Annotated in this window: 12 protein-coding genes; all 12 read right to left on the bottom strand. The window is 42.3% G+C overall.

Annotated elements, in window-relative coordinates; all coding sequences use genetic code 11:
• Nucleotides 1–16: 16 nt before the first annotated feature.
• Nucleotides 17–1,570, bottom strand: a complete 1,554-nt coding sequence (locus CDO33_RS07765) for a flagellar hook-length control protein FliK (protein WP_103080675.1) — start codon at nucleotides 1,568–1,570, stop codon at nucleotides 17–19.
• A gap of 40 nt (nucleotides 1,571–1,610) precedes the next feature.
• A complete protein-coding gene (locus CDO33_RS07760) occupies nucleotides 1,611–2,477 on the bottom strand; it encodes a MotE family protein (RefSeq protein ID WP_103080674.1) in 867 nt (288 codons plus the stop codon).
• Nucleotides 2,470–2,931: a flagellar export protein FliJ gene (gene fliJ / locus CDO33_RS07755; RefSeq protein WP_103080673.1), complete on the bottom strand. Its 462-nt coding sequence runs from the start codon at nucleotides 2,929–2,931 to the stop codon at nucleotides 2,470–2,472. Before fliJ ends, CDO33_RS07760 begins: the two co-directional genes overlap by 8 nt.
• A 93-nt stretch (nucleotides 2,932–3,024) precedes the next feature.
• A complete protein-coding gene (gene fliI, locus CDO33_RS07750) occupies nucleotides 3,025–4,350 on the bottom strand; it encodes a flagellar protein export ATPase FliI (protein ID WP_103080672.1) in 1,326 nt (441 codons plus the stop codon).
• A 16-nt stretch (nucleotides 4,351–4,366) separates the two neighbouring features.
• On the bottom strand, nucleotides 4,367–5,146 hold the full coding sequence (locus tag CDO33_RS07745; protein ID WP_103080671.1) for a FliH/SctL family protein: 780 nt from the start codon (nucleotides 5,144–5,146) through the stop codon (nucleotides 4,367–4,369).
• Nucleotides 5,139–6,161: a flagellar motor switch protein FliG gene (fliG, locus tag CDO33_RS07740; RefSeq protein ID WP_103080670.1), complete on the bottom strand. Its 1,023-nt coding sequence runs from the start codon at nucleotides 6,159–6,161 to the stop codon at nucleotides 5,139–5,141. Before fliG ends, CDO33_RS07745 begins: the two co-directional genes overlap by 8 nt.
• Nucleotides 6,162–6,216: 55 nt before the next feature.
• On the bottom strand, nucleotides 6,217–7,791 hold the full coding sequence (fliF, locus tag CDO33_RS07735; RefSeq protein ID WP_161496446.1) for a flagellar basal-body MS-ring/collar protein FliF: 1,575 nt from the start codon (nucleotides 7,789–7,791) through the stop codon (nucleotides 6,217–6,219).
• 207 nt (nucleotides 7,792–7,998) lie between these two features.
• A complete protein-coding gene (gene fliE, locus CDO33_RS07730) occupies nucleotides 7,999–8,319 on the bottom strand; it encodes a flagellar hook-basal body complex protein FliE (RefSeq protein WP_103080668.1) in 321 nt (106 codons plus the stop codon).
• Nucleotides 8,320–8,590: 271 nt separating this feature from the next.
• On the bottom strand, nucleotides 8,591–9,022 hold the full coding sequence (gene flgC / locus CDO33_RS07725; protein WP_103080667.1) for a flagellar basal body rod protein FlgC: 432 nt from the start codon (nucleotides 9,020–9,022) through the stop codon (nucleotides 8,591–8,593).
• A 6-nt stretch (nucleotides 9,023–9,028) separates the two neighbouring features.
• Complete coding sequence (gene flgB, locus CDO33_RS07720) at nucleotides 9,029–9,439, bottom strand: flagellar basal body rod protein FlgB (RefSeq protein ID WP_103080666.1); 411 nt, start codon at nucleotides 9,437–9,439, stop codon at nucleotides 9,029–9,031.
• A 474-nt stretch (nucleotides 9,440–9,913) separates the two neighbouring features.
• A complete protein-coding gene (gene trmFO, locus CDO33_RS07715; RefSeq protein WP_103080665.1) occupies nucleotides 9,914–11,230 on the bottom strand; it encodes a methylenetetrahydrofolate--tRNA-(uracil(54)-C(5))-methyltransferase (FADH(2)-oxidizing) TrmFO in 1,317 nt (438 codons plus the stop codon).
• A 109-nt stretch (nucleotides 11,231–11,339) separates the two neighbouring features.
• Nucleotides 11,340–13,439, bottom strand: coding sequence for a type I DNA topoisomerase (topA, locus tag CDO33_RS07710; protein WP_103080664.1), 2,100 nt, complete (start codon nucleotides 13,437–13,439; stop codon nucleotides 11,340–11,342).
• Nucleotides 13,440–13,563: the final 124 nt, after the last annotated feature.

Below are 13,563 nucleotides of genomic sequence, written 5' to 3'. Positions count from 1 at the left end.
TTGCTCTTTATTTTAATCATGCCGTAAGATCTATGCTGCTGTCGCTTCTCATATAAGGATTCAAATTCTCCGGAATATTCGTCATGACTAATCCGTTACCTGCTGTCAAGCCGGAATAAGTTCTGTTTCTGACACTATGCACAGTTGTCCTTTCACCGGCAAAGCTTCTTTTCTCCAATCCTTTTTGAGAATCACTTCCGACAGATACATTGAAACCCTGTACTATAAAGCCTTGCTTTTCCAGAGCACTTTTCAGAAGCTGCATGTTGGCTTCCAGCACTTCTTTAACCTGTTGGCTGTCTGCAACAAAATTCGCCATTACTATGCCATTCTCAGTAACAAGCTTCAACGAAAGCTTGCCCAAATGATCAGGCTTTAAATCCATGACCATCTCCGACTTGTCACCGGTTATCACGGCTTCAGCTTTCTCAACGATCTGATTTAAAATCTCCCTTGCAGAAACCGGTGCATTTTCAGCAGCCATCCTGTTAACGGCCTCAAATCCTGCCTTTTCTGACGTGCCTATTGCAAAGCTGCCAGCAGCAATATTACCTGCATCCGCAATGCTGTCTGTTTCCTGCTGATTATCTTCTGACACGGCTTTTCCTAAGACATTCTGCAATGGATCTTTGCTTTTGGTATCGGTATTCAAGCTACCTTGTTGCAGGGAATCACCATCAAAAGCTTCCAATCCTTCATCTGTAGAATCCGGTGCCATGTACTCTGTAGTAATGGCTTTGTCCTCTGAATTCACATTTTCCTTTAAGGGACTGGATAAATTCAACTCTTCGTCAGTGTCTGCAGCTACTCCGCTGTTTTCTGTGCCCATCTCTGCAAGCTTTGACTTAAACTCAGCCATGATTTCGGATATGTCGGAAACTCTCTCCCTATTGACCACCGTAAGCCTCTCATGGTCAACATTAACCCAATTTCTGTTGACATCCCCTTTGTTGTTCTCAAAAAAGACTTGGGCATCTTCCTCTGAACTTACGGTTAGGTTCTTCATTGAATTCAGGATATCGGTGAGAGCATCTGCCTGGGACTCACTTAATTGCATGAACTCCGCAAGCTTCGATGCTATCTCTCCCACCTTTTGGTCATCAGCCATATCCGACAATTCTATTCCTGCACTTTCCAGCAGCATAACCAGATCCTGCGGGTTCATACCCAGGATTTGTGCCAAACCTTCTACAAAAGCTGCAGCATTAGACGATTTCTTTACTAAATCCTTTTTTTCGTCCATGCTCTCCGGCTTTTCATAAACCGGCTCTTTTTTCTCCGTATTGCCGGTATTCCTTACTGCTTTTGCGTTTTGATGTGCTCTATAGCTCTCAACCTTCTGTCTTCCGACCATGTCGGAATTAACAGCACCATCTTCCGCTTTTTCCACCGGGTTTCTTTTGAATTGGTCTGCGCTGGATTTTACTCTGGAGCTGCGGTTTAGTTTAGAATCCATAATATCCTTGAACCGGCTTCCTTCATCCGCTGTGGTTCTACTGGCCTTATTGCCTGAAGAAGCAGGTACGGAAGGCTCTGCTGTCCGGATCATTGCATAAAACTGATTTATCATATTTTCACCCCCTTTCAAAAATCATCTTGTTATATGAAAGCTACTGTCCGTCGTTTTGCTGTTTCAGGTATAACTTTGACATCTCATCGGTCACCTTTGCAGCAAACTCAGGTTTCATAGCTTCTACAACCGCTGCATAATTCTCTTTTTTCATGTTTTTCAGTATGTTAACCGTCAGATCCATTTTGCTGTCTCCTAATTGCTCCAATATCGCAGCTACAGCTTCAGCATCCATTTTCTCGTACAGCTGAGCAAACTTTTTTGCTTCAGCATCAGCAGCTTCCTGCTTAACCACTTCCGAATAAATCTTCGTTGCTGTTTCTTTATCCATATTTTCAAAAAATTCTTTGAAGCCTTTGGTATCCTGATTTGCAACCAGTTCATCAAACTTTTTCTTGTCCTCTTCCAGCTTTTTTTCCCTCTCATCCAGGACAAGCCTCCTGGCTTCCATATCCTTTTTTATATTCTCATTTTCTTCTTCCAGCTTCTTTGCCGTATCCTTATATTTGCTCAGCTCCGCAGTCAGTTCAGAAACCTTTTTCTCTGTTTCCTCAATCTGTGTTTTCAGATTATCCCTTTCTTTTCTTATCTCATTATACTTATTCACCAACTGGCCTTCTGTAAGATATTTAGGATCTTCCGGGTCAGGGGGCTCAGGAAGTGCCAGGTTCAGTAGGGGTATATCCATGATTTGATCCCTGTACTTTTCACCCAAACCATTTATATTGTTATGTATGACAAAGTAAAAGGCTCCCCCAAAAATAGCCAGCATAATTGCCGTAGCCACCAGAAAAGCGGCCAGGCCAAACAATATCCCATTCAGTTTTTCTTTTTTTGCGCTCTTGACATCCTTTTGGTTTGCACTCTGTGCATTTTTTTCCATTGTATTTTTGATTATCTTAGCCATTTTTATCCCCTGCGAGTAATTTATTCTGTTTATAGCTTACAATCTCGTCAACAAGCTTTTGGTCCTTCTTAAACTGCTCTTTAACATATCCCTTGTATTGCTTGTCCTTAAGCTTTTCAAACATTTCTTTTTCCTGAACTGCCTTAATAAGCCTTTCCTTACATTTATCGACAACTGACTGGCTATAATTTACATTATCCTTCTGATACACAATTCTATCCTTTACCAGTGCAATATAGGAACCGTATTCCCTAAGCTTTCCTGCAGAGACTCCTGTGGAAGATTTTTGATTGAAATCTGAGATAAGGTCCTTCCTTTCATTTTCCAGAGCCAAGAGCTTGTTCTTCTCATGCTCCAGTTTTTTGTAGGCCTTTCCCAGTTCATTTTTAAGGCTGTCTTCCATTTGCACCTTCAAGTTTAAAATTGTCTCAAACTTGTATACAAACTTCGCCATAATATCACCACGCCATGCTTAAGTATAAGTTCCGGCCATTACTGCTGCTTTCAGGTTCAGCACCATCCGGCAACCCAGGATTCATGCTTATAACTACTTCAATACCTTGCCCATCAAATCCATGACTTCGTCATAAGTGAATTTCTCATGGGTTTCCTGCTCCAAAAAGCCGATTATATTGTCTATCACTTCTATGGCATAATCGATCTTCTCATTGCTTCCCTTTGTGTAAGCTCCGATGTTTATCAAGTCCTCCGCATCTTTATAAACTGCCATCACCTTTTTGATTTCGTTGGCAATCTTTTTATGCTCGGGAGTGATTATATCAGACATAACCCTACTTACACTGGCTAACACATCGATTGCCGGGTATTGGTTCTTATTGGCAAGATCCCTCGAAAGTACTATATGCCCATCCAAAATTCCCCTTGCAGCGTCGGTAACAGGCTCCGTGAGATCATCACCATCCACAAGCACCGTGTACAGTCCGGTTATCGATCCCTTCTGGGAGTTTCCGGACCTTTCCAGCAGCTTTGGCAGTGTAGAGAAAACAGATGGAGTATACCCCCTTGAAACCGGTGGTTCACCTATAGCCAGGCCAACCTCTCTTTGAGCCATGGAAAAACGGGTTAGGGAATCCATCATGAGCAATACATCTTTTCCCTGGTCCCTGAAATATTCCGCCACTGCTGTAGCCACCATGGCACCCTTAAGTCTTATCAGCGCCGGTTGATCCGATGTGGCGACAACCACTACCGTTCTCGCCAAACCCTCTTCTCCCAGGTCTTTTTCAATAAATTCCCTTACTTCTCTTCCACGCTCTCCTATGAGGGCGATGACATTCACATCGGCTTTAGTATTCCTTGCAAACATACCCAGAAGCGTACTCTTTCCAACGCCGCTTCCTGCAAAAATACCAATTCTCTGTCCTTTTCCCACAGTCAGCAAACCGTCCACAGCCTTCACTCCCAAAGGCAGAGGTTCTGTTATTCGCTTTCTTTGCAGCGGATGGGGAGGTCTGCTGTCTACCGGATAGAAGCTGTCTATTTCCAAGTCTCCTTTGTCATCGATAGGTCTACCCATACCATCCAGCACTCTTCCGACAAGATTCTTTCCCACTCCAACCTTGAGCTGACTGCCGGTGGCGATAACATCGCTTCCAGGACCTATCCCGGTCATTTCTCCCAAAGGCATTAACAGCACCTTGTTCTCTCTGAAACCAACCACTTCCGCATCGATGGTCCTATTGTCCCTGGTGGCATTTAATTTGCAGAGCTCACCGATATTTACCTCCGGTCCGTTGGATTCAATGGTAAGCCCCACGACTTTGGATACCTTGCCTTTATATTCTATATAGTCGGAGCTATCCAATATGTTTTTGTACTTGTTCAAATCAATATTCAGCTTAAAGCTTCCCATTATGGATTCTCCTACCTCATTTTCCTACTGCTTGCAAGAACGCTTCTTCAATTTTTGCCACTTTTGTGTGTATACCGGCATCAATGCTTCCATACTGGGTTTCAACAACACAGCTACCTTCCTCTAGAGACAAGTCCTTCTTGATATCAAGCTCATCCAGTCCCTCTATCATAGACATGAGTTCTTCTCTGCCGGCTTCCACATGGTCAAAATCTTCGTCGGATACCCTTAGAACGATCTTTTCCTTGTGGGCGCACTTTTCTATGGCTTCTCTAAGCAGTCCTATAATGTATCCTCTGTCGGTTTTTATTTCAGCACATATCACCTTTTTGGCTATTGCAAGGATCAATTCCACTGCATCTTCTTCAATTCCGGCCATGGCCTTGTCATAATCCTCTCTGGCCTTATCCCTTATCTGCTCCGCTTCATTTATAAGGTTCTCATACTGCTGCCTGCCTTCATTTATTCCGTCCTCATATCCTTTTTTTCTGGCTGCTTCTTCTGCCTCGATTTTTATTCTTTCTATCTCTTCCTGCGCTTCCCTGAGTATCTTTTCAGCTTCAGCACGAGCTTCATTAACTATTTTTTCAGCTTCTTCCCTCGCTTCAGCCAGCAAATCCTCAGCATCTTCATGGGGAACCTCATCCGATCCCTCAACAAACCCATCAGCAGGATCATTCTCAACCTTTTCATCCAAAGGCTGAAGCAGTCTGACTGTATTTAGCACATCAGCGGTTTTAATTTGAAAGGGATTCCCCACATTAACCTGATAGTTCTTAAATACCCTGTTATACAATTATTTCATCTCCTCCGCCTCTGGATATGATAATTTCTCCGGCATCTTCCAGCTTGCGTATTATGTTGACGATCTTCTGCTGTGCCTCTTCTACATCCTTAAGACGCAAAGGCCCAAGGAATTCCATGTCTTCCTTTATCATTTCTGCAAGACGTTTTGACATATTGGCAAAAATCACATTCTGAACTTCTTCGGTGGAGCCTTTCAGTGCCACAGCCAACTGCTGGTTGTCCACCTCGCGGAGGAATCTCTGTATTGAACGGCTATCCAGAGTGAGTATATCTTCAAATACAAACATTCTCTTTTTGATTTCTTCAGCAAGCTCTGTATCCTCAATCTCAAGCGTTTCCATGATGTACTTTTCAGTACCTCTGTCAACATTGTTCAATATATCGACTATGGACTGTACTCCGCCTGTAGCTGTGTAATCCTCTGTTACAAGGGATGAGAGTTTCTTTTCCAGAACACGCTCTACTTCCTTTATGACTTCGGGAGAAGTCCTGTCCATGACCGCTATCCTTTTTGCCACATCGGCCTGCTTTTCCTGCGGGAGGGCAGAAAGCACAATTGAGGCCTGCTGGGGCTTTAAATATGAAAGAATCAGCGCTATAGTTTGGGGATGTTCGTTCTGGATAAAATTAAGCAATTGCGACGGATCAGCTTTTCTGACAAAATCGAAAGGCCTTACCTGAAGCGACACCGTCAGCTTGTTTATCACATCCACCGCTTTTTGAGGACCAAGGGCTTTCTCAAGAATTTCCTTTGCGTATCCTATACCACCTTCAGCTATATACTCTTGTGCCAGACATATCTGATAAAATTCTTCCAGCACCTTTTCCTTTTCTTCAGGTGTTACGCTTTTTATATTAGCAATTTCAAGAGTTAATTGCTCTATCTCTTCTTCCTTTAAGTGCTTGAATATTTCGGCTGATTTCTCAGGGCCAAGAGAAATCAGCAGCATCGCAGCCTTTTCCTTTCCGGAATATTCTGTTTTTACCGCAGTACCCCTAGCCATACATTCTCCCCCATAAATACATAGTTATCTTTAGTAATTTTTAATTTTGATGAAGTTATCCGTCCCAATCATCTGAAAGCCAGTTTCTAAGCAGTTGAGCAACAGCATCCGGCTTTTGTTTGATAAACTTGTCGATCTGTTTCTTGATCTCCGATCTTTCCTCTAAATCAATCTCAGGCACATATACAGGCTCTGGTACGGTGAATGCAGGAACCGGTGTAACCTGCTCTTCCTGGTTGGATGGCTCTTCGGATTTTTTTCTTCTTGGTATTACTGCGATCAAAAGTATTATCGCCAGTAACAGCACCAGTACCAAAGGACCATATGTGCTTAAGAAATTGGTTATTCTGTCTGATATCTGCTGCTGTACCGGAGCCTCTGCAGCAATTTTGAATTTGTTGACAGTTATGTTAGCTACTGGAATTCCCGTGGCTGAACTTGCCATCTGCTTTACTTTCTCTATCTCCTCGTTAATTTTATCCTCATCGGTTGCCCTGCTTCCATATAGCAGGTTGATAGCCATGGAAGATTTTTCGGGAATCATCTGTCCGATGGCTTTTTCTTCTTCCGTCAGTATTTCATTGTAAGCATAATTCATTATCTCATGCTCTTCGTCATAAGATGAGTTTTCTCCGTTGTTATCTATCTGATAAGTCGGCGCTTCCGTACCGGGATTGCTTTCAAGCCCAGGTGCGCCACCTTCCACGTTTCCATTTTCTATCTTTGTTTTGCTTCTCTCACTGCTTATTACTGCAGCTCCATCCATGCCTTCCGGATTTTGCAATATCTTCTTGTTTGATTTTGTGCTGTCAAAATCGAGAACCGGATTTGCTACGACAGTGATGTTGTCAAAGCTTTCAAATTGTCCGGAAAACAATTTTCTGATACTTCTTTCCAGATCTTCGCTCCATATTTTTTTCATTTCATATTGAGAATTTACATCACTCGAAAGCTCGCTGGTATCTTTTCCTGTCAGTTCATTCAGGTCATAATCCACAACAGTTACATCTTTAGGATCGAGACCTTCGACACTTCTTGATACCCACATGACGACAGCTTGCACCTGTTCCGGGGTAAGCTGCTTTTTTGGCTTGATCATGACCGAAGCGGTCGGACTTGCAATATCATCATCTGAGAAAAGAAACACTGAGGGTTCGGGAATTGCTAAATCTACCGAGGCATCTTCAATGTTATCCAACATTTTCAACTTAGCCGCAATTGTTCTCTCCTGTGCCTCTTCAAAAAGCTTTCGCTTATCGCCTTCCGTGCTGCTAAGCTTTATTTTATCAAAAGCATCTGCAAATATCGCTCCTGCCGATTCAGGATAGTCATTCTGAACCAGCAAGGCTTGAGCCTTGTTTTTACTCCTGGAATCTATCATAATTGTATTTCCGTTAACTTCATACTTAAATCCGTTTTCTTCCAGGAGAGCCGCCATTTCATTTACTTCCGCAGTGTCCTTGCTTGTTATCAAAGGCACATATGTAGTCCTCGTTAAAAGTACAATGCTGACAACCAATGCTGCCACAAGGATTGCCGCGGTTATGTAAATTCTTATCTTTTGTGACTTGTCCAGTTCCTTCCAAAAATTTGTAACCTTATGTAATAACTCGGTAAAAACTTCCGGCAAATTAAACACCACCTTGTTGTAATGGCTTATCCTTTGTAAATAAAGCTAAACTTTCTCTTATGCTGCAATAGTACGGATGCCATACTTAGGCAGAAAGTTCCGATCATACGGCATACCACACAACACAGCCTCAGACTGTGTGCTTACCGCTGCCACCAATTAACTGCCCCATTCCTATTTGCATCGTGCATGTACATGTTTATGATTCTATATCTGCATTCTCATAATTTCATTATAGGCATCCAGAATCTTATTCCTAATTTGCAAGGTAAACTGAAGGGCAATATCAGCTTTTGCTGCTGCAATAACCACTTCATGAATATTATCCGTTTTGCCGGCAGCAAAATCGTCCGATAACTTTTCTGCATTTACCTGCAGATCATTTACCTTACCCATCGCTTCATTCAAGAAATCTGCAAAGCCGACAGCTCCTTCCGCTTTTTGAGCATTTTGAGCTTTGCCGGTATCTATTTTCAATGGAGATATTGTATTTAAAGTTCCTAAACTGCTAACCCATCCGTTTGCCATATCATCACTCCCGTTTCATAACGATGTATGAGCTTCCCGCGATCGAAATCGCAGATTTTCAACCCACTATTGGGTTTTCTCCCACATTCTTGTCCTCTTAGTCCTTCCAGCATCGCAAGCGTGGCCTCATATAATCACACCCTGCGACGTCCTCACCCGTGACAAAAGACACAAGAATGCGGACATTAACTCCTCCTTAATGCTGCTAAAGAGCAAAATGCCTGCATAATTTTAGAGTGTCCTTCTATTTTTACCCTGATAATGAGCTTTTCTACCTGCCAATTTCTAGCGCTTTCATCGCAATACTCTTCGTTGTGTTAATAGCAGTTACATTTGCTTCATATGCCCTTGTTGCTGAAATCATGTTGACCATTTCGGTTATGATATCAACGTTCGGCATTTCTACATATCCTTCTTCATCTGCATCGGGGTGTCCGGGATCATAAACTCTTTTTAAAGGAGATTGATCCTCCACAATTGCCGATACTCTCACCCCGGAACCGACCATCTTTTCTTTGCTGCTTTTGGTAAGATAGTCGGAAAACTTTCTCTCCTCAAAGATTACCTCCCTGCGCCTGTATGGAGTACCATCTTCGCTTCTTGTAGTATTTATGTTGGCTATATTTTGAGAGATGGTATCCATTCTGAGCCTCTGGGCGGTCAGTGCTGATGCTCCTATATCAAGTGCACTAAAATATCCCATTAATTATCACCTTCCATCATTGATTACTGTCTTGAGCCTCCTCAGCTCATCGCTAAGACTTTGAGAAATTGTGACATATTTTATGGTATTTTTCGCCATAGCTGCCATTTCTACTTCAACATCAACGTTATTGCCATCTAATCGTACACTGGTAGAACTGTTATCTTCAGTAACTTTCATGTCGACTTCGCCAAAATCCTTTTTGCCGATTGGAATATGGCGTTCATCCGTCTTGAATCCTTTGATGGTGCTGGTTTTCATAGCATCATTCAGATATTCTTCAAACGCAACAACTTTTCTTTTATATCCGGGTGTATCGCTATTAGCCAGATTGGCATCTATCACTTCATTTCTGAGCCAAGCAGCATCAAGGGCCTTCTCCATAATACCTGTCCGTCCGGTTAGTTTATCAAGCATCTGATAACCCCCTTCCTATACATGAATCATTTCCAGATTTGGCTTTATGTGCTATATATAAAATTCAACTATACAGCAGCAAATTTTTGAGATGTATATTACAAACATATTACATGGTACTGTTATGATATTAGCATATTTTGTCTAATAATACAAGATTAACTTGAACTTTTGTTTTTAAATTAGGAAACAGTCGAATTATGATTTCACTTATAATAATAATTTTGATATTTGGAAAATGCTGATATTTAAGGCTTGCAATGATCGTCCAAATTTGACGGTAGGATAAATTTGGGTTTTTAGTCCTATAGTAAAATGGTACTAAAATATTACCAACCGGGACAAATCCCGGCCAGCTATATTTTAGCACAAAATAACCGATTTATTTACATTTTATGGTCACATAGTCATTCCCTTATCCTTTTCCCGCTTTATATAAAAAGATGGAAACAATCATAAGATATTGAAATAAGCTCAAAGCAAACGTTCTTTGCTGATAATTTCATCGATTACATTAAGAGCCCTTTCCGATATTTTGCGATTTTTTTCCCTTTTATCCTTAATTTTGATATCGAGCTTTTCCATCAAGCCGAAATTTACATTCATGGGCTGGAAATTCTTAATACTTGCATCCGATATGTAATTGCTCAGCGCTCCTATAGCTGTGGATGAAGGAAAGATAATCTCTTCCCTTCCCAGGCATTTCATGGCAGCATTAATGCCTGCCACCAGCCCTGAAGACGCAGATTCAACATATCCCTCAACACCTGTTATTTGTCCTGCAAAGTATATATTGCAGTTTTTTCTCATACAGTAAGTGGGTTTTAAAAGCTTGGGAGAGTTTATAAAAGTATTTCTGTGCATAACGCCATATCTCACAAACTCAGCCTTTTCCAAGCCGGGTATCAAACCAAAAACTCTTTTCTGCTCCGGCCATTTCAGGTGGGTCTGAAATCCCACAATATTGTACAGGGTTCCCTCCCGGTTATCCTGCCTCAGCTGAACTACTGCATAAGGCTCCCTTCCTGTGGAAGGATCTATTAAACCTACAGGTTTTAACGGGCCGAAGGTTAAAGTATCCTTTCCCCTTTTGGCCATGGTTTCCACCGGCATGCAACCTTCAAAAACCTCTTCATTTTCAAAATCCTTTACCTCAGCCGTTTGTGCATTTACCAGCTCATTCCAGAATATTTCGTACTGTTCCTTGGTCATCGGGCAATTTATATAATCATCGGTGCCTCTGTTGTATCGTGCTGCCCTGAAAGCCTTTGTCATGTCAATCGAGTCATAGGTAACTATAGGTGCGGCAGCATCAAAAAAATGCAGATACTCCTCACCGGTTATATCGCTGAGACTCCTGGACAAACTGTCGGAGGTGAGAGGCCCTGAAGCAATTATTGTTATCCCTTCCTCCGGGATTTCTTCAACTTCCTGGTTAATTATGGTTATGTTTTCATGACCTCTGATAAAATCCGTAACCATCTGGGAAAATTTCTCCCTGTCCACGGCAAGCGCTCCCCCTGCGGGCACTCTAGTGGCATCGGCGCATTTCATAATAATCGAGTCCAGCCTTCTCATCTCTTCTTTCAACAGCCCTACCGCATTTTCCAGTTGATCCGAACGCAGGGAATTGCTGCAAACAAGCTCTGCAAAAGTGTCCAGATGATGCGCCGGTGAAAAAACCTTCGGTTTCATTTCATAGAGTTCTACCTTTATACCTCTTTTAGCAAGCTGCCAGGCTGCTTCACAACCTGCCAGGCCTGCTCCTATAACCTTTACTCTATTATCCATATCATCATTCCTTATCAAGTGGAGTAAATTCTCTGATTATTTGAGGGCAGACATCCGTCTGCCCCCTTCTTTAATCCGGTATTCATATTTTTCAAGCATCATAATGCGGCTAATCTTCTTTTTCAGACTTTTCCTCCTGCTTTTCAAAGCCGCATTTTTCATTGCTGCATTTTAAGACCACCTTTTTGCCCGAATACTTCTTTTCCAGGAAATTGCCGCATTCAGGACAATTTTCACCGGCGGGCATGTTCCATGTCATAAAATCACAGTTGGGATTATTTTCACATCCCAGATATTTTTTGCCCTTTCTTGTCTTCTTTATCATCACCTTGCCGCCGCATTTGGGGCAATTTACGCCTGCTTCCTCAAGAATCGGTCGTGCATTCCTGCACTCAGGGAAGCCGGGACATGCTAGAAATTTCCCGTACCTTCCGTTTTTGATTACCATGTTTCTTCCGCATTTCTCACATTTAATATCCGTAACCTCATCCGGAATGTTAACTTCCCCTATCTGGCTTTCTGCTTCTTTCAGTACCTTTTCAAAGGGGCCATAAAATTCCTTCATGACATCCACCCATTTCTTTTCTCCCGTCTCGACACTATCGAGTTTATCTTCCAGCTGGGCGGTAAACTGGACATCCACTATATCCTTAAAATGATTTTTCATTATATCTGTTACTATTTTACCCAGTTCCGTAGGAACTAAAAACTTTTTTTCCTTTTCGACATAACCTCTTGCAAGAATGGTGGTTATTGTAGGAGCATAAGTGCTCGGCCTTCCTATTCCCTTCTCTTCCAGGGCTTTGACCAGCGTTGCCTCCGTATATCTTGGAGGTGGCTGGGTAAAGTGCTGTTTATGCTCCATTTTTTTCAAGGAGACTTCCTCGCCTTCCTTGAGCTCAGGAATGTTCATCTCCGCATCTTCGGTTTCGTCATCCCTGCCCTCTATATATAGGACCATAAACCCGGGGAATTTCACTTTAGACCCGTTGGCTTTAAATATATAGTCTCCTGCACTTATATCCACTGATACGGTGTCATATACGGCCGATGCCATCTGGCTTGCAATAAACCTGTCCCAAATAAGCTTATAAAGCTTGTACTGGTCTTTGGACAACGAATCCTTGATAGCATCCGGCTGCATGGACATATAGGTCGGCCGGATAGCTTCATGGGCATCCTGGGCTGCGGATTTGTTTTTATAAACCCTTGCTTCTCCAGGCAGATATTCGTTTCCGTATTTCTCCCTTATATAATTTATGGCCTCCTGCTGGGCTTCTGCAGATACCCTTGTTGAGTCAGTACGGATATAGGTTACCAAGCCGACCGCTCCGGTGCCTTTTATCTCAACTCCCTCATATAGCTGCTGGGCGAGCATCATTGTCTTCTTTGTTGCGAACCCGAGCTTTCTGGAGGCTTCCTGCTGCAGGGTGCTGGTGGTAAACGGAGGTGCAGGTGATCTTTTCTTTTCGGATGTTTTGATCTTCTTGACAACAAATTTACTTGACTTCAGTTCTTCCAGTATTTTCTTTACCTGTTCCTCGTTTTTCAGCTCCATTTTTTCTCCGGCAGTGCCGTAGAACTTAGCATCAAAAGTTGATTTTGTTGATGTTTGGAGCAGTTTTGCCATGATTGTCCAATACTCTTCCGGAACAAATCTCTCAATCTCTTCCTCCCTGTCACATATCAGCCTGGTAGCAACGGATTGAACTCTTCCGGCACTCAGACCTTTTCTGACCTTACGCCAGAGAAGCGGGCTTATTTTATATCCGACTACCCTGTCCAGCACTCGCCGCGCTTGCTGTGCATCGACAAGATTCATATCGATTTGCCGGGGTGATTTTATAGCATTTTTTACAGCATTCTTGGTAATTTCATTGAAAGTTATTCTGCATTTTTCCTTTTCATCTATATTAAGCAGCTTTGAAAGATGCCACGAAATTGCTTCTCCCTCGCGATCAGGGTCCGATGCCAGATAAACCTTTTTTGCATTTTTTGCTTCTTTCTTGAGCTTATTAATTACATCGCCTTTACCCCTGATGGTTATATATTTCGGTTCAAAGTCATGTTCTATGTCTACTCCCATTTGGCTTTTGGGCAAATCTCTGACATGTCCGACAGATGCTTCTATTTTATAATCCTTTCCCAAAAACCTGCCTATTGTTTTCGCCTTTGCCGGGGACTCGACTATTACCAAATAATCTGCCATCAAATTCCTCCATATCAAGAAACTCAAAATTTGTCGGTTAGCTTTATCTTTTATATTAGCAACAATCCTATTTAAAATCCAGTACTATTTTAGCATACGTTTTCTGACAAGCTCCTGTAACCAT

It is taken from the genome of Clostridium thermosuccinogenes, assembly GCF_002896855.1.
GTDB classification, from domain to species: Bacteria; Bacillota; Clostridia; order Acetivibrionales; family DSM-5807; genus Pseudoclostridium; species Pseudoclostridium thermosuccinogenes.
Note: the sequence above shows the minus strand (reverse complement) of the source record. Positions and strands in the feature narration are given on the sequence as shown.